14 protein-coding genes are annotated in these 17,316 nt (G+C 38.6%); 4 read left to right on the forward strand and 10 right to left on the reverse strand.

Features of this window, described 5'->3' with window-relative positions; all coding sequences use genetic code 11:
• The first annotated feature begins 75 nt into the window (after nt 1-75).
• The gene (locus tag I6E72_RS15900; protein WP_024592192.1) at nt 76-1,293 is read left to right on the forward strand and encodes a BCCT family transporter; all 1,218 of its coding nucleotides are present in this window, start codon (nt 76-78) and stop codon (nt 1,291-1,293) included.
• Between the two features lie 9 nt (nt 1,294-1,302).
• The gene (locus I6E72_RS15905) at nt 1,303-2,004 is read left to right on the forward strand and encodes a TorF family putative porin (protein WP_165722747.1); all 702 of its coding nucleotides are present in this window, start codon (nt 1,303-1,305) and stop codon (nt 2,002-2,004) included.
• Between the two features lie 99 nt (nt 2,005-2,103).
• Here the strand turns inward: I6E72_RS15905 and I6E72_RS15910 are convergent, their stop codons facing one another.
• From I6E72_RS15910 to fdxA, 3 genes are all read right to left on the reverse strand, one after another.
• Entirely contained in the window at nt 2,104-3,858 is a 1,755-nt protein-coding gene (locus tag I6E72_RS15910) for a putative bifunctional diguanylate cyclase/phosphodiesterase (protein WP_407072741.1), read from the reverse strand.
• Nucleotides 3,859-4,436: 578 nt separating this feature from the next.
• Nucleotides 4,437-6,680 (reverse strand): carbohydrate binding family 9 domain-containing protein, encoded by a 2,244-nt coding sequence (locus tag I6E72_RS15915; protein WP_197113065.1) that lies wholly within the window; start codon nt 6,678-6,680, stop codon nt 4,437-4,439.
• Between the two features lie 136 nt (nt 6,681-6,816).
• Entirely contained in the window at nt 6,817-7,140 is a 324-nt protein-coding gene (fdxA, locus tag I6E72_RS15920; RefSeq protein ID WP_010553018.1) for a ferredoxin FdxA, read from the reverse strand.
• Between the two features lie 194 nt (nt 7,141-7,334).
• Between fdxA and I6E72_RS15925 the strand changes: the two genes are divergently transcribed.
• Entirely contained in the window at nt 7,335-8,942 is a 1,608-nt protein-coding gene (locus I6E72_RS15925; RefSeq protein ID WP_197113067.1) for an NAD(P)/FAD-dependent oxidoreductase, read from the forward strand.
• Between the two features lie 95 nt (nt 8,943-9,037).
• Nucleotides 9,038-10,537, forward strand: a complete 1,500-nt coding sequence (locus I6E72_RS15930; protein ID WP_197113069.1) for an amidase family protein — start codon at nt 9,038-9,040, stop codon at nt 10,535-10,537.
• A gap of 31 nt (nt 10,538-10,568) precedes the next feature.
• On the opposite strand, the gene I6E72_RS15935 is transcribed toward I6E72_RS15930, so the two are convergent.
• From I6E72_RS15935 to I6E72_RS15965, 7 genes are all read right to left on the reverse strand, one after another.
• Nucleotides 10,569-11,873, reverse strand: coding sequence for a DEAD/DEAH box helicase (locus tag I6E72_RS15935; protein ID WP_002958629.1), 1,305 nt, complete (start codon nt 11,871-11,873; stop codon nt 10,569-10,571).
• Between the two features lie 90 nt (nt 11,874-11,963).
• On the reverse strand, nt 11,964-13,193 hold the full coding sequence (locus I6E72_RS15940) for a beta-ketoacyl-ACP synthase (RefSeq protein ID WP_197113120.1): 1,230 nt from the start codon (nt 13,191-13,193) through the stop codon (nt 11,964-11,966).
• Complete coding sequence (gene fabG, locus I6E72_RS15945; protein WP_007580797.1) at nt 13,193-13,918, reverse strand: 3-oxoacyl-ACP reductase FabG; 726 nt, start codon at nt 13,916-13,918, stop codon at nt 13,193-13,195. Before fabG ends, I6E72_RS15940 begins: the two co-directional genes overlap by 1 nt.
• Nucleotides 13,915-14,370 carry an ApeP family dehydratase gene (locus I6E72_RS15950; RefSeq protein ID WP_024599920.1) on the reverse strand — a complete coding sequence of 152 codons (456 nt, stop codon included), beginning with the start codon at nt 14,368-14,370 and terminating at the stop codon, nt 13,915-13,917. Before I6E72_RS15950 ends, fabG begins: the two co-directional genes overlap by 4 nt.
• A complete protein-coding gene (locus I6E72_RS15955) occupies nt 14,363-15,532 on the reverse strand; it encodes a beta-ketoacyl-ACP synthase (RefSeq protein ID WP_007580801.1) in 1,170 nt (389 codons plus the stop codon). The genes I6E72_RS15950 and I6E72_RS15955 overlap by 8 nt, the downstream gene beginning before the upstream one ends.
• Nucleotides 15,529-16,089 carry a DUF3261 domain-containing protein gene (locus tag I6E72_RS15960; protein WP_197113071.1) on the reverse strand — a complete coding sequence of 187 codons (561 nt, stop codon included), beginning with the start codon at nt 16,087-16,089 and terminating at the stop codon, nt 15,529-15,531. The genes I6E72_RS15955 and I6E72_RS15960 overlap by 4 nt, the downstream gene beginning before the upstream one ends.
• Nucleotides 16,077-17,315: an NAD(P)/FAD-dependent oxidoreductase gene (locus tag I6E72_RS15965; protein WP_197113072.1), complete on the reverse strand. Its 1,239-nt coding sequence runs from the start codon at nt 17,313-17,315 to the stop codon at nt 16,077-16,079. The genes I6E72_RS15960 and I6E72_RS15965 overlap by 13 nt, the downstream gene beginning before the upstream one ends.
• Between the last annotated feature and the right edge of the window lies 1 nt (nt 17,316).

The following is a 17,316-nucleotide window of genomic DNA, read 5'->3' on the forward strand; positions in this document are numbered from 1 at the left end:
TGTGTTAATGCGAGAATAAAACAATAAAATACGGAGTGCTTATGAATTATTTTTATTCATTACTGGAGGGTAACAATGACTATTTGGCTTAATGCAGGGATCATTTTTACCTTACTTGCCATTATCACTATTTTAATTAAATGGGGTAATGTTCGCGTAGTAGGTGTAACACCAGTTCGAACCTTTACGTTTATAGCAATACTATTTACTTCTGGCCTAGATGTTGGCCTTATCATGTTTCCTTTAACTGAGTTTGCAGGTTATGCAGACATAAAAGCAAGCCCAGAATACGCGTTTGCAAATCCACTGGCTATTGAGTTTGGCTACTGGGGATTTTTGATCTGGGGATTTTACTTTCTTACGTGCTTTTATTTCTGTGTAATAGAACCTAAAGTGAAATTTTTCGAAATTCCTTGGGTTAAATTTATCAATAACGTTGTAATTATTGGTACATGTGCATTTACTGCTTATTTGCTGCTTACAAACCTACCTTGGTATTTACCCGAACTAGGTGATGGAACAAGTATAGTTTCTGAGTTTTACTTAATTGTGTTTGCTGCTATCTGTTTTGCTGTGTACTCAAGTACTGATATTAAATATGTACGTATTTTAAGTATTTCTACTACGTGGTTATTTTTAGCTTTAATCGCCTTTATGTGGGCTGGCGCATTTGTGATTGGTGATAGTCAAATGTCAGCATTTACAGATAACTTAGGCTCTATTGGTACTTACTTTGCAAACATTAATGAATTTGTTTTACCGCTTAATGATTACCATGAGTTCTACTTATTCTGGTGGTTTGCGTGGAGCATAATGATTGGTCAATTTACATCACGCTTTGTTGGTGGACTTAAAACATATCAAGTATTAGGTGCTATGTTGATTTTCCCTTCTATTCCTATTGCGATTTGGTTTAGCGTACTTTATCACTACCATGAAGCGGGCATTCCAACTCAAGGTATTAAAAACTTTGCAATGGTATTTGTAGGTATTGTATTTGTAATTAACTCACTCGATTCGTTAGTGCGTTTATATACAGATAACCTAAACTTTACCGTAAAGCGTTTTGGAAAAATGAAATACATGATCGGAAATGTTGTTGCTCTATCACTACTTACACTATTGTTTAAATTAGAATTTTTACAAATTCAGTGGGTAGGCGCATTAGTTATTGGATTGTTCTTTATCTGTGCTGGTTTTATCGGATACAGCAAGTTTAAAACAGTTACAAACATAGACAGTTCACCAAAAGCAAACGAAATTGATTACACAAAAATAGACACAGTACATTAGGGATTAATAATGAATAGAAAATTAAAACAACTTGTAGTAGCACTACCATTTGCACTTTTATCAACAACCGCAGCTGCTGATTGGTCAACAACAATCACTGCAGCGTCTGACTACACTTTTAATGGTGTAAGCCAAACAGATAGCGACCCTGCAATTCAAGGCAGCTTAGACTATGCCTTTGATAGCGGTGTTTACGCAGGTGTATGGGCTTCAAATGTAGATTTTGGTGACGATACTGATTTTGAGCTTGATGCTTATGTAGGTAAATATGTACAACTTGATGAGCAATTTAGCGTTGACTACGGCATTGCTTATTACACTTATCAAGGTAATAACAGCGATGGTAACTACGCTGAAGCTTACACTAAGTTTGGTTATGCAAGTGAATACGGCCAAACTGAGCTTAACTTTTGGTACAGCTGGGATTACTTTGGTCAAGGTGGAGGCCATGTAATCTCAATGATTGCACACACCTATGAGCTGGCTCCAAATCATGCACTACGTGCAAGCTTTGATATTTCAAACTCGCTTGACGGACAAAAGTGGGCGTGGGATGTAAACGAGAAAAAATCATACAACCATTACCGTTTAGCATATCAAACTAGTTATGAAGGGTTTGGTATTGAAGTGGCCGCTGAAAACACAAGCTTAGATTACGATTATGCTGATGAGCGTATTGTACTTGCTGTTTCACGCACATTTGATCTTTAATACAATAATTACTGATTAAACAAAAAATGCCACTCTACTTAGAGTGGCATTTTTATTTGTAAACTTACTAACTAACTAACTAACTAACTAACTAACTAACTAACTAACTATATCCCAAGCACTTGTACCCGATGCTGAAAGGTTACTAGTGTTATTGCGTAATACTTTATTACCTACATTAGCTGATGACTCAGGTCGACTTACTAAATAACCCTGAACAGAACTCACACCCATTTTTTTAACAAGTTCAAACTGCCCTATTTCTTCAACGCCTTCTGCTACAATTTTAAGGCCAAGCTTTTGTCCAAGCTCACTAATTGTATTTAATATATCATTATATTTTTGGCTTTTATTAGCTTGAGCTATAAACGAGCGATCAATTTTAATAACATCTATTGGTAAATCCGCTAATGTGCTCAACGAGCTAAAACCTGTGCCAAAGTCATCAATAGCAATAGTAATGCCCTCTTCTCTTAATCGACTTAGCTCTTTAATTATTTTAGGACTGGCTTTAATAAATGTTGATTCGGTAATTTCAAGCATTAAAGACGTAGCCGGTAAACCGGTTTTTTTGAGCTTCTTCATTACCCAATCATAAATGTCACGGTGCTTTAATTGAATGCCCGAAACATTTACTGATATTTTTACTTTACGCATACCTGCATTGTGCCATGCAGCCATTTGCCGACACGATTCAAGCATAATCCAATCGCCAAGTTCTAATATTAAATTAGACTCCTCTGCTATTGGAATAAATTCTGAAGGGGGGATCATACCCTCAACTGGGTGGTCCCATCGGGTAAGCGCTTCAAAATAATCAATCATACAATCTTCAACATGCACAATTGGCTGAAAAGATAAGTAAAAATCTTTACAAGCGACCGCTAAACGCAGCTCTTCAAGTAAATAATGGTAACGGCGCATTTTGTTACCCATTTCTGGCGAGTAAACTTTAAATATTCCCTTACCATCACTTTTAGCTCTATACATAGCTACATCGGCTAATTGTAAAAGTGCTTGAGGCGTTGATGCACTTTCTGGGTAAGCCGCAATACCAATACTGGCACTAATTTTTACTATTTTATTGCCAAGCACAAAGTCTTTTTCAAGCTCACTTAGCACGTGCTTAGCAATTTCAACAACTCTGTCGCTATCATCAAGTAATTCTATAAAAATGGAGAACTCGTCTCCTCCTAACCTTGATAAGTTTTGCTCTAATTGGTTAGCACTATTTATGTTACTTAATTTATGGTGGCGTAAAACATTCGCAAGTCGGCTAGCAACTTGAACTAATATTTCATCACCAAAACTGTGACCAAACGAATCGTTTACTTGTTTAAAACCATCAAGGTCTATAAACAGGAGTGCACACTTGAGATCTTCCTGATTCGCATGATTAATTTGTCTGTCGATATGTTCAATATAAGCATGGCGGTCAATTAATAGCGTCAGTTTGTCTTGGCATATACTGGTTTGTGTTTGTTTTACATAATTAGCCACATGCGTATTTAAACTATTTATTGATTGGCTTAAGCTGCTTACACCCAAAGGATTCTCTGCCGGTTTTACTTGCAAATTAAATGCAGTGAGTAAGCTATTGGCTTGAAGATTAAGCTCCGCTATTTGATTTTTATAATGACGCTTCCTACGTTCTCTACGTAAGTACAGGCCAGAACCAAATATTAAGATACATAAAAGTAAAAAATTAATAGGTGATGCAAGTGTCATTATAATTAACTTACTTGAATCAGCAGCTACAAACTGGGTGTCAGTGGTTTTAATAAGCAAAAAGTCAGCAGTGGGCTGCTCAATTATATAGTGGCCATTTAAGATCGGATTATACCAAGGAGCCATATCAAGAGTGGTATTCGTTATTTCGAAACTTCGTATATCAACACTAGTACTAAATAAATTTATACGATTAATCTGATTCGTTAATTCTATGTTTATGCAAAAACAAAATAGAATTATAATTAGAAAAATAAAACCGAACGGTTTAAGTTTACTCATAAAAAAAATCCATCTATTTTGCTTCTCCTATTAAACCTATTACCAAAAGCGGATTATATCGCTTGCATTTAGTACTACGCAAGCATTGATATAATCCTAAGCCATTAGAATAACAAAAATTTGTAACAATAACGGATTAACTAACTATATTTGATATATAGTATAGGTGGCATTAACAAAAATAAACAAAAAGGTTCTAATTGTTTAAAATTTAATACATACCGTCGATAAGCTCTCTTTTGTTTTTTCTTCCGCGTCAATCTAGGCCACACCATTACAGCCTTTAGTATCTGTATTTGCTAATCCTTTCTGACATTCCCGATGCTTCAATACACCATTTCCTAAAATTATTCTTCAAAATCATGCCTTGCTACACAACCTAGGAATGTAACAACTATCGCAGGTACAATTATTATTTTTATTTAAAGCTGCCATGCATAGCTAACTTTTGTAAAAAATGTACGCTGATCTCGCTCAATATTTTTAAGAGAATCGTCTTGGTAACCTCTATCTGAGTAACCCAAATAAAACAGTGTTTGCGCATTAATTTTATATGAGTAAACAAGCTGGCTGCCATAGTCTTTATTGATTTGACTAACTTGGTAAAAGTAGGCGTTTTCGTCTCTATCAATGTCCTCAAATTGTAAAATTAATTTAAGAATTGAACGCATGCTAAATTTATAATGAAGTCTAAAGTCGACCAAGTTAGCAGTAAACACACGTTTCCCTTGCGGGTTGTCTAATTGACTGTAGTTATGTTTTACATCGAGCTGCCAATGGTCGTTAATGTCCCAAACCACTTGGGTTTGAGTGTCAAACGCATCGCCTAATTGTTCATTTGCATAATCAATGCGGCTAGCGTATTCAATATATAGTGATAACTTTAAATCTTTAGTGGGTTTAAAGCCCGTATAAATAAAACCAATATTTTGATTATAAAAATTGTCGTTATAGTTTTCATAACGGTGCACTAAACCAATTTCAAAAATAGATTGTTTTTGGCCTTTGAAGCTTAAAAAGCCTTCGTATTCTTCTTCAAGTAAGTCGCCGTTTTGCGCCCACGTTTTATCCCAGTCAGCTTCGTATGACCATGAGGTAAGTAAATCAGATTCATCTCTGTACCATGTTTGTCCGCCACCAAAGCCAACTTTTTCATAATCGACTTTAGCTTGATAACCTAAATCGGTGCGGTAGTCCTGCCCAATATTTTCATAAGATGCAAATAATTTGTAATCACGTTTATCGCGGGTAAGTTCCAGAGCATATGCTTCATCTGACTGAGTTTCAGATAAGTTATAATTTTGAATTAAAAATTCAGAGTTACGTGTATCAGCAGATGATACTTGATACAAAAGAGTATCCGATTGATTAAACCAGTAGCTACCATCCACTGATAATACAGTGTTGTGATAGTCATCACTTTCTCTGTGCGTGCTTGAAAGGCCAATAGTACCCTGCTGACCTAGGTCATATTGATAACGCCCTGCGGCCGCATTCGTTTTTTCGTTTAAGCTTGCAAAGCCAGAGCCCTGATTAGTTGGCAGTAAAATATTACTATTGTCGTCATCAGCGAGCATTAACGCATAACTATGATCACCCGTTTTACCCGTTAATTTTGCACCTAAAGTAGGCTCTGCAATTGTACGTGTATATAAAAGTTCAAATAAGCTGCTTTTAAAGTAAGAAGCTCCATCTAAAAAGAAAGGACGTTTTTCAGCATAATAAATAGAAAAGGTTGTATTTACATCGAGCTCTAAAGAGTCTGTTTCTACTTGCGAAAAATCTGGGTTGATAGTCGCATTTAAAACAGCGTCCTTGGTTAAACCCCAGCGCAAATCTAAGCCCACTTCGGTATCTATATCGCCATTATCCCAGTTACCCGGTAATTCAGATTTATTATCGTTACGAAGTGCTGTCAATGTAGGTGTTAATTGAATATTTTTACTCGATTCAATATCGCTAAAACCCACTAACTTATCAAACTGACAAAGGCTACATTTTATATTTCTATCAAATCCCATATTTGATAGCTGATATAAAACATCACGTTGGTAGTTTCTCATGACTGAAAAACCCCACGTTAGCTCTTTTTTATTTTCAGGAAAGCGCAGTGCCTTAAAAGGAATACGCATTTCAACAATGTAACCTTTCTCGTTAATTTGTCCCGCGCTATCCCAAATAGCATTCCATGAGGTATCTGAGCTCCATCCATCAGTATCGGTCATTCTTATATCGCCTTGTGCACCAAGGGGATTCACATGAAATTCATAACCACTGCGTTCATCATTAAATGTATCAATAACAAGAATGACTACGTCGTCTTCCCATAGCGTATCGCGGTCACGAAGTGATGCACGAATTTGTTCAGGGTTTGGATCCTCTGCAATAAAGGCAACATATAAGTTTGTGCCATCTTCGTAAATAAAGGCATCAGTTTTTACAGGAGGTGTGCCTTTTTCGTTAGGCTCATCTTGGTAGAGTAGAGGTATACGTGTCGCATTTTGCCAGTGCGCTTCATCCATAACACCATCAATAGTGATCTTTGAATCAATACGAGATAAGGATACTTGCTGTTTACTAGCCGCTACATCAAGGCTTGAGAGTAATAAAACGAAACTTAAAAATAGGAAGGTAAACTTTTTTATTATAATTATAAAGTACTGCATAAACATCCATTTAGACTGTAATTACTCATAGGGAGTAACTTAAGCTGGGGATTGTAATTTATCCAGGTACATTTGTTAATACTTTGAAATAAAAAATTAACTATTTAATGATAAAGGAGTAACTAATTGTTACGTATTATGTTTCGAGTAGTTTAAGTTTATCGTCTATGCCATTCCATATATCAGCGTCCTCTGGTGCAGGTTTAACCTCTGTAATGCGCGGCCAGACCAGTGCAAGTTCAGCATTCAATTCAGCAAACTCTTTTTGAGATTCTGGTAATTCATCTTCTTGGTATATAGCATCAGCTGAACACTCAGGGACACATAAACCACAATCGATACAATCAATCGGGCTAATTGCTAAAAAATTAGGGCCTTCAAAAAATGCATCTGCTGGGCACACTGATACGCAATCGGTGTACTTACATTTTATACAATTTTCGGTGACTACAAACGCCATACTATTTTAATACCTAAGATTTTAAACAACAGTTGTGGATCATACCCATCCACTCCAAAAATACAATAAATAAGTGCCATATCACCCTATTTTAACGTAAAATACGCGCCTTATGTTTGCACACCCGTTGTGCCCTGCATCCCCTTATTGTGAGCGGTAATAATACCCCGCTATGACACCTAAAAGAGATATAAATGATACGTTTAACCGAAATAAAGCTGCCACTTGATCATGACGAAGATGCAATTGGTCAAGCAATTGTAAATAAACTAAAAATCCAACCAGAACAATTGCACAGTTTTAATGTGTTTAAGCGTGGTTATGATGCACGTAAAAAATCAGCTATTTTACTGATTTATACACTCGATATAGAAGTTGATAACGAAGCCGAGCTACTCGCGGCATTTGAAAAAGACCAACATGTAAAAGTAGCGCCAGACACAAACTATAAATTTGTAGCCCAAGCCAGCGAAAATATAACAGAGCGCCCTGTTGTGATTGGTTTTGGCCCTTGTGGTTTATTTGCAGGCTTATTACTTGCTCAAATGGGCTTTAATCCCATTATATTAGAGCGCGGTAAAGAGGTACGTGAACGTACAAAAGACACGTTTGGCTTTTGGCGTAAACGCACACTTAATACCGAATCAAATGTACAATTTGGTGAAGGTGGCGCAGGTACATTCTCAGACGGTAAGTTATACAGCCAAGTAAAGGATCCAAAACATTACGGTCGTAAAGTCATTACTGAATTTGTAGAAGCAGGCGCACCCGATGAAATTTTATACGTAAGTAAGCCACACATTGGTACGTTTAAACTTGTCACCATGATTGAAAAAATGCGCGCTCGTATAATAGAACTAGGCGGCGAAATTCGCTTTAGCACACGTGTTGACGATATTCATTTAGACGACGGGCAAGTAACAGGTTTAACGCTTTCAAATGGCGAGCAACTAAACACTCGCCATGTTGTATTAGCCGTTGGTCACAGCGCACGCGACACGTTTGATATGATCCACAAAAAGGGGATTTATGTTGAAGCAAAGCCATTCTCAGTCGGTTTTAGAATCGAACATAAACAATCAATGATCGATGAATGTCGTTTTGGTACAAATGCAGGAAACCCAATTTTAGGCTCTGCCGATTATAAACTTGTTCATCATTGCGACAATGGCCGCACAGTTTACAGCTTTTGTATGTGCCCAGGTGGCACAGTAGTCGCTGCAACCTCTGAAGAGGGCCGCGTTGTTACCAACGGTATGAGCCAATATTCACGCAGTGAGCGCAACGCTAACAGCGCTATTGTGGTAGGCATATCACCGGAGCAAGATTTCCCAGGTAATCCACTTGCCGGAATAGACTTACAACGTAAACTTGAAGAGCAAGCGTATGAGCTTGGTGGTAGCAACTACGATGCACCAGCCCAGTTAATTGGCGACTTTTTGAAAGGTAAATCATCAGAAAATTTAGGTGAAGTACAACCCTCTTACACACCCGGTATTAAGTTAACTGACTTGAGTAAAGTGCTACCACAATTTGCTATTGATGCCCTTCGCGAAGCGATACCAGCGTTTAATAAACAAATTCGTGGCTTTTCAACTAACGACGGTTTACTAACCGGCGTTGAAACACGTACTTCGTCGCCTATTAGTATTAAGCGTGATAAAACATTCCAAAGTATTAACACCAAAGGGCTTTACCCTGCAGGTGAAGGCGCAGGCTACGCTGGCGGTATTTTATCAGCGGGTATTGATGGTATTAAAGCGGCTGAAGCGGTCGCACTGTCTATGTTAGAAAACGCTTAAACCTCTTTTTTAAGCCGTTTATCGAAAAGCCTCACTTTGTGAGGCTTTTTTGTGCTAAATGTATAGAAAATAATAACACCTCAAGCACCTCAACAATGATCAAAACATTTACCTTTTCGTTGCTTAGTGTATTAGCAATTTTTAACGCTAAAGCACAAGAGCTAAAAACCATCGATGAAATTCACAGTGCATATAAAAATAATTCTATTAATGCACAGCAACTCACCCAAAATTATATAGACCGAATTAATAAACTTAATCCACACTATAATGCGGTTATTAGTTTAGAGCCTACAGCTATTGCTCAAGCTAAAACGTTAGATGAACTTGCCGTCAAAGGAACTTGGGCTGGGCCATTACATGGAATACCTGTACTTCTTAAAGATAATATAGAAACTAAAGGCACACTTCCCACAACGGCTGGCTCTTTAGCACTTAAAAATAACGTTACTGATAATGATGCTTTTGTTGTTAAACAACTACGTAATGCGGGCGCTATAATCTTAGGTAAAGCTAATTTAAGTGAGTGGGCAAATTTTCGTTCATCCTATTCATCTTCAGGCTGGAGTGCCGTAGGCGGACAAACACATAATGCGCACGATGTAACACGTAACCCATGTGGTTCTAGCGCAGGTTCTGCTGTTGCGGTAGCACTTAACTTTGCGCCTATAGCATTAGGGACTGAAACAGACGGTTCAATTACGTGCCCTGCCTCAGTAAATGGAGTTTATGCAATAAAACCGAGTATGGGCCAAGTATCACGCTCAGGCGTTGTGCCTCTTTCAAGTAGCCAAGATTCAGTAGGGCCGATGGCGCATTCACTTAAAGATGCGCTGCTGGTTTTATCAGTTTTGCAAGGTGAAGACTCCCTTGATGCGACAACTACAGGGTTTGAATTAAAAACAGGTAATATAAAATCAAAATCGTCACTTATTATTGGTGCACTGCCTAGCGACAAATTTACAGTTGAAACGCAGCGCCTTTATGCCAAGCAGTTACAAGCATTAAAACAGGCTGGGCACACTGTTATTAATGTAGATATTACTGATAACTTAGATACGCTATTTGCTGATGAATACTATATTTTACTCTACGACTTTAAAGCCGAAATTAATCATTACCTCGCAAACACTCCAACACAAGTGGCTGTTAAAAGCCTAAAAGCACTTATTAATTTTAATATTCAAAATAAAAAAACAGAAATGCCCCATTTTGAGCAAGATATCCTAGTTCAATCACAGGCCATTGATTTAACTAACAAACAAAAATACCAAGAGACTAAAGAACGCTATCGAACTTTAGCAACGACAGCCATTGTTAATGTATATAAAAACAACAAGCTTGATATTGTTATAGCGCCTACAGTATCCCCCGCCTGGAAAACTGACTTAGTTAATGGTGATAATTTTAATGGCAGTAGTAGTTCGTTATCTGCTATTGCTGGCACAACGCACATAACCCTACCGGTCGGAAAAGTAAGTGGTTTACCGGTTGGTTTGTCCATAATAGCAAATAAAGAGGACGAGCAAGCGGCTTATTTATACGCAAACATTATTGATGAGGTGTTATTACCAGGCACAAAAAAACCTGAGTAAACTCAGGTTTTTTTAAACTAAACGGCGTTAACTATGACTTTTTAAGTGACAGTTTTTCGCCTTTTAAGCTTTTACGAACGCTTGAAATACGTGAGCGATTTACTGCTCTCGCTTCACCGGTTGCTTGTCCTGATAACTTGTTAGAACGTGTACGGCGTAAATGCGCTGGTTTTTTACCAATTTTATCAATTAGTACTTCACGGTTACTTACTTCATAACCTTCTAAATATACACGTTTGATTTTTTGGCCGATTAGCGTTTCAATTTCAAACAAAGTGTTTTCTTCTTCACGGCTAACAAATGAGATTGCTTGACCTTGGCGACCAGCACGACCTGTGCGGCCAATACGGTGAACGTAATCTTCTGCAAGCCATGGTAAATCAATATTAATTACACGAGGTAAGCCATCAATATCAATACCACGAGCAGCGACTTCTGTAGCCACTAATACGCGTACCTTGCCTTCTTTAAATTCACGTAAAGCACGACGACGGTTACCTTGAGATTTATCACCGTGGCAAACGCCTGCCGGAATACCATCAAGGTTAAGCTCTTTAACAAGCTCATCAGCTGTTTCTTTCATGTTTACGAAGACAAGCACTTGTTGCCAGTTTTTCTTACCAATCAATTCAGAAAGTAGCTCTTGCTTACGACGCTCTTCAACAGGGTAAACAACATGCTCAACAGTGCTTGCTGTACTGTTAGTTTGATCAACACGCACTATTTCAGCTTGTTTCAATACTTTAGATGCAAATTGTTTAATTGCTGCAGGGAATGTAGCAGAGAAAAGTAAAATCTGGCGCTCTTCTGCACAGCTTTTAATAACGTTTTGCATGTCTTCAATAAAGCCCATATCAAGCATACGGTCAGCTTCATCAAGAACAAGGTGCTTAACACTTGCAAGGCTTAAGTTACCTAAACGAATATGATCAAATAAACGACCCGGTGTTGCAACAACAATATCTACACCTTCTTTTAAAGCATTTGCTTGGCCGGCAGTGCTAACACCACCAAATAAGCTAACGACTTTAAGTGATGTATGCTTTGCAAAATCTCTAAAATTATTTGCAATTTGTTCTGCAAGTTCACGCGTTGGAGCAAGTACTAATGCATGAGGTGCATTAGTTGTGCTGAGTTCAGACTCAACCAATTTTTGGATGATAGGTAAAGCAAACGCGGCAGTTTTGCCGGTACCAGTTTGTGCACTGGCTAAAACGTCTTTACCTTTACGAACAGCAGGAATTGCTGCGCGCTGAATGGGCGTAAGGGTGTGATAGTTAAGTTCGTCCAACGCCTGGATGATTTCAGGAGCGAAACTAAAAGATTTAAAATTCATGCTGTATAACCTACGGCCACATTATCAAGGGTCGCAAATTATACAGTAAAAACGAGCTAACAGTTAGTCATAACTTATCTTTTAACGTGTTTAATCTACTTTATAGCGTTTAAATATTAAAGAGGTGTTAATACCACCAAACGCAAAGTTATTACTCATCACGTAATCGGTATTAATCTCACGCCCTTGATGCCTTATGTAATCAAGCTGAGCACATTCGTCATCAACGTTATCTAAATTAATTGTTGGTGCAAACCAGTTATCAGCCATCATATTAATGCTTGCCCATGCTTCTATTGCACCACAAGCACCTAATGTATGCCCCAAATAACTTTTTAACGAGCTAATAGGTTTGCTGCCCAATGCTTTAAACGTTGCGTGAGACTCGGCAATATCACCTTTATCTGTTGATGTACCATGAGCATTAACGTAACCAATTTTTTCTGGTTCTAAATTGGCATCTTGCAGTGCCATTTCTATCGCTAGTTGCATTGTTTTTGATGTTGGTTGAGTAACGTGCTGTCCATCAGAATTACAACCAAAACCAACCACCTCAGCTAATATTGTTGCTCCGCGCGCTTTTGCATGTTCGTATTCTTCTAAAATAAGTGTACCCGCGCCTTCGCCTATCACTAAGCCATCGCGATTTTTATCAAAAGGTCTTGGTGTTTGTTTTGGTGTTTCATTTTTTGTAGATGTTGCATAAAGCGTATCAAATACTGCAGCCTCTGTGATGCATAATTCCTCTGCTCCACCAGCCACCATTATTTTTTGTCGGCCAAACTTAATCGCTTCATAGGCGAAGCCTATTCCTTGAGATCCCGATGTACAAGCAGAGCTTGTTGTTATAACACGCCCTTTTAAACCAAAAAACACACCAACATTTACAGGGGCAGTATGCGCCATCATTTTAATGTAACTCGTGGCTGTTACACCTGACATCGACCCCGTTTCCATCATATTTGCAAAGGCGAGTAATGGCTCAGTAGAGCCCGTAGATGAGCCATACGCTATACCCGTAGAGCCATCTGTTAGACTGTCGTGCTCGAGTAATTTGGCTTGTTCAAGTGCGCATTCAGTAGCACGAGTTGACATAAGTGACACTCGCCCCATTGAACGGATTTGTTTTCGTTTGTAATGACTTGGTCGCTCAAAGTGTTTAACTGGCGCGGCTAAACGAGTATTGAGGTCGTCAGCTATATCCCACTCTGGCATAGTAACAACCGCATTTTCGCCTTTAATTAAGGCTTGTTTGAATTCAGACCAATCATCGCCCAATGCAGTGACCACCGACATCCCTGTTACAACAACGCGTTTAATCAAACCATGCCACCATTAACCGAAATCACTTGGCGTGTTATGTAAGCTGCATCATCAGACATTAAAAAAGCGACTGTTCCCGCAACTTCTTTAACGCTCCCCATGCGTTTAAGGGGTATCATTTTCATCATTTCATCAATAGGTAATTCATCAGTCATCGCGGTTTCTATTAAACCAGGTGCCACACAATTAACTGTGATTTTGCGTTTTGCCAATTCTAATGCAAGTGCTTTAGTGGCCCCAATAATACCGGCTTTTGCTGCACTATAATTTACTTGTCCTCGGTTACCTGCAATACCTGACACCGATGACATTGTAATTATTCGCCCACCTTTACGGCTTTGTACCATAGGCATTACAGTTGGGTGTACTACATTATAAAACCCATCAAGGCCTGTACGTATTACACAATCCCAGTCTTCCCCTTGCATAGCAGGAAATGCCATATCGTTAGTAATACCTGCATTACACACCACGCCATAATAAGCGCCATGCTGAGCTATATCTTCTATTATTTGTGCTTTGGCCTGCTCTCTGTCACATACATCAAATTGTAATAAACTGGTGGCTCTACCTAATGCATTAATTTCATCGCATGTTGCTTGAGCTTGCTCAACACCCGCTCTGCAATGTACTGCAATATCAAACCCTTGCTCAGCAAGTTTTAACGCAATAGCTTTACCAATACCACGGCTTGAACCCGTAACTAAAATTCTTTTTGTCATTGATTTTCTCTTATAAATTCCAACGGGTTTTCAGGCTGAAATACATTAATTTTTGCTTGGCAAAGTAGAGTTTCACACACGAGTATTTGGCATTCAAATACACTTAAACCTGACTCTTCTTGATATAGCTTTTTCACTTCAATAGTCAGCTTACTGCCGTTTTTAAAACACGGTTGATAAGTTTGATATTTTCGCGTGCCAATTAAAAAACCAATTTTTACAGGTTTATTTTCATCATTCGCTAACGCACCAGCGTAAGCAGCAATAGACTGCGCCATGTACTCAACACCAATATAGCTAGGTACGCCGTTAATTGCAGGACTAAAAAAAGGGCTTTGCTCAGAGATAGTAACGCCGCATTGAGCTTCATCTTCGCTGTGTGTTAAAAGGCTATCTATTAAAATCATAGGCGCATCATGCGGGACTACTTGCTCTATAGGGTAATTAGTCAACGTTAACTCCCAATATTAAGCTGGCATTATTACCGCCAAACGCAAATGAATTAGATAAGCAGTATTTAAGAGCGGGCTTAAACGCTTGTTTTATTATTTTTATATCAGCCAAATCACTGCCTTCTTTAATCGCGTTATACGGCAGCATATGTTGGCCGCTGTCTTTTAATAATAACCAACATATACCGGCTTCAATGGCACCTGCAGCACCAAGAGTATGCCCTGTTAAATGTTTACTTGAGCTAAGCGGGGTATTGTTGCCAAACACGCGATTAATTGCAAGTGCTTCCATTTCGTCATTTTTTACAGTAGCCGTACCGTGAGCGTTAATATAATCAATATCACCACAGGATAACTTTGCGCTTTTTAGTGCTTTTTCCATTGAGGCTTGGGCGCCCATCCCATTAGGATCGGGGGCTGACATATGATGCGCATCTGAGCTTTCGCCACTGCCTAGTAACATAACGCCGTTATTTGTTATTGGCTTATTTTTAGTCATTACAAATAAAGCGGCCCCTTCACCAATATTAATGCCGTCTCTGGTGCTAGAAAAAGGCTGGCATAAACCCGAGCTTAAAGAAGCGAGCGAGTCAAAGCCATTAATTGTTAATTGGCACAAACTATCCGCACCACCACAAATTACCACATCGGCTAAATCAGCATTTAGCAAAGCTCGGGCGCTAATTAACGCTTTGCTACTCGACGTGCACGCAGTAGAAATACTGTAACAAGGCCCTAGAGCCCCTATTTTATGTGCAATGTAATGAGCGGGTGTTGCTAGCTCTTGATCACTGTAACTAAAGTCATCAGGCCAGAGTTTTGTACTTTCATAGCTTTTACGCGCTCTTTCGCCATCATGAATACCTGATGTACTAGTACCCATTACAATTGCGATACGCGACTTATCAATATGCGAAAGTTTATCTAAGGTTGGCTTAATCTGCTCTAAAGCTAGATCAATAAATGTATTGATACGTTTATTATTTGATAAAGCAATAGACTGAACTTGCCCGACATACAGCGGAGTTTGCTCAGCACTTAAACTTTTATTTAAAGTTAATAAAGGAGTTGCAGGGTTATATTTATTTAAGCTTGTTGTGGTTGCATCTTGGCCTATGCCCATCGCACTCACAATGCCTAAATCATTCAGCCAATATGTCACTGTTCTACCTTTTTAAATGTTATTTGATACTGATGTAAAATATTGTTCAACGTTGTCGACTCATCACTATAGTCAATGGTGATAAATGTACCCTCATCGTTAAATACCTGCCGATTAGAGCCAACCTGCTCTATTAAAGCACCCTCTAACTGCTTTTGTAAAAATGCTACTGGCCAATGTACTAATGCAATATCCGCCAAAATATAATGAGGGTCTATCCCTTCTACCGCCAGCATATTTCGTGTTTTTACTGGGCCATTTAAAGGCTTTTCAAGCTCCATAATTGGAAAGCCTTGCACTGTCATTAACAATAACTTAATTGCACCTTTGTCATTTATAGCTAATTGGGCAAATACAGTGTGTGTGTTTTGCTGATTCGTAATATACAAAACATGCTGCCAAGACTTATCAAACATTTGTGCTGGCACGCTATTAATATTTAATTGAATATTAGGTGATAGATACACTCTATTTTTAGATGCTGTAAAACTCGTACATGCGCTCAATACAGCAAATATAAATACACTACACACCACATACTTAATTAATTTTGACATAACTGAGCCAACACATTTAAACGGCGTTCACTTTGTGCAACAAATGGGTTATTTGTATCCCATGCGTAGCCCGCTAAAATAGCACTAATCATTTCTCGCACCTGAGTATTTTGTTCAGAGTAAAATATCACATCCTGAAAACGCGTATCGTACCACCCTGTTACAAATGTTCTAAAACAATCGACTCCAGCTTGTAATGGCTGTGCGTAGTGAGCGTCAAAATCGACGACTTCGTTTTTTAAATAGCGATCAACAAGTGGGGCAACTAAATTTGCAGATTTGAGTGCAATTGTTACACCTGATGAAAATACCGGGTCTAAAAATTCCCCCGCATTACCCAATAAAGCAAAGTGCTTACCATATAACTTACTCACATTTGCCGAGTAGCCTTTTATATTTTTTGCTGGAGTTAATAACTCACGCTGTGCTAACAGTGTTTTTAAATAAGGGTCTTGCTCTATAAATTGATTTAGTAAATCGCTAGATTCATCATCATTAAAACGCTCTGACTGCGCCACAACCCCAATACTCGCAGTACCATCACTAAAGGGAATAAGCCAATACCACACGTCTGAATATTGAGGGTGTACGGTAATCAAAATTTTATTTCGATCGAAGCTTGTATCACTAATATTGTCTTTAAAGTGACTAAAATAAGCGCTTCGAACAGGAAAGTTAGAAGGAAGCTCTAAATCTAACAATTTTGGTAATACACGCCCAAAGCCACTTGCGTCCAATACAAATCGGGCATTAACGCGATAAGCTTGCTGCTGCTCATTGTATACCACTAATGATGCACCATTTGGCTCATCACAGTAGTCAACCACCGTGTGCTTATATCTGATTTCTACGCCTTGTCCTTGTGCTTTGTCTGCTAATAATTTGTCAAAGTCGGCTCTTTTCACTTGATACGTAGTGCCTGGGCCTTTAGTAAATTTTTCAGTGAAATTTATAGTTGTATTTTGCCCTGCCCGATGAAAAGCAGCGCCATCTTTAAACTGAAAACCTAAAGCCGCTGCATTGTTATGTAGTGTATCGATTAAGCCCGCGTCTTCTAAGTACGCCATACATTGCGGTAGTAAGCTTTCACCAATTGAAAAACGTGGAAACGCCTGCTGTTCAAGTACCAGTACCCGCCAACCCTTTTGAACTAAAAGACTACTAGCCAATGCACCAGAAGGCCCAGCGCCAATAACAACAACATCGTACTGCTCAAGGTTATTCAAA

This window comes from Pseudoalteromonas sp. NSLLW24 (assembly GCF_015864725.1).
Classification (GTDB): domain Bacteria; phylum Pseudomonadota; class Gammaproteobacteria; order Enterobacterales; family Alteromonadaceae; genus Pseudoalteromonas; species Pseudoalteromonas arctica.

Excerpts from the sequence above, each read along its gene's own strand:
- I6E72_RS15900 (WP_024592192.1), top strand. The coding sequence starts at position 76 with ATGACTATTTGGCTTAATGCAGGGATCATTTTTACCTTACTTGCCATT.
- I6E72_RS15905 (WP_165722747.1), top strand. The coding sequence starts at position 1,303 with ATGAATAGAAAATTAAAACAACTTGTAGTAGCACTACCATTTGCACTT.
- I6E72_RS15910 (WP_407072741.1), bottom strand. The coding sequence starts at position 3,858 with ATGGCTCCTTGGTATAATCCGATCTTAAATGGCCACTATATAATTGAG.
- I6E72_RS15915 (WP_197113065.1), bottom strand. The coding sequence starts at position 6,680 with ATGCAGTACTTTATAATTATAATAAAAAAGTTTACCTTCCTATTTTTA.
- fdxA (WP_010553018.1), bottom strand. The coding sequence starts at position 7,140 with ATGGCGTTTGTAGTCACCGAAAATTGTATAAAATGTAAGTACACCGAT.
- I6E72_RS15925 (WP_197113067.1), top strand. The coding sequence starts at position 7,335 with ATGATACGTTTAACCGAAATAAAGCTGCCACTTGATCATGACGAAGAT.
- I6E72_RS15930 (WP_197113069.1), top strand. The coding sequence starts at position 9,038 with ATGATCAAAACATTTACCTTTTCGTTGCTTAGTGTATTAGCAATTTTT.
- I6E72_RS15935 (WP_002958629.1), bottom strand. The coding sequence starts at position 11,873 with ATGAATTTTAAATCTTTTAGTTTCGCTCCTGAAATCATCCAGGCGTTG.
- fabG (WP_007580797.1), bottom strand. The coding sequence starts at position 13,918 with ATGACAAAAAGAATTTTAGTTACGGGTTCAAGCCGTGGTATTGGTAAA.
- I6E72_RS15960 (WP_197113071.1), bottom strand. The coding sequence starts at position 16,089 with ATGTCAAAATTAATTAAGTATGTGGTGTGTAGTGTATTTATATTTGCT.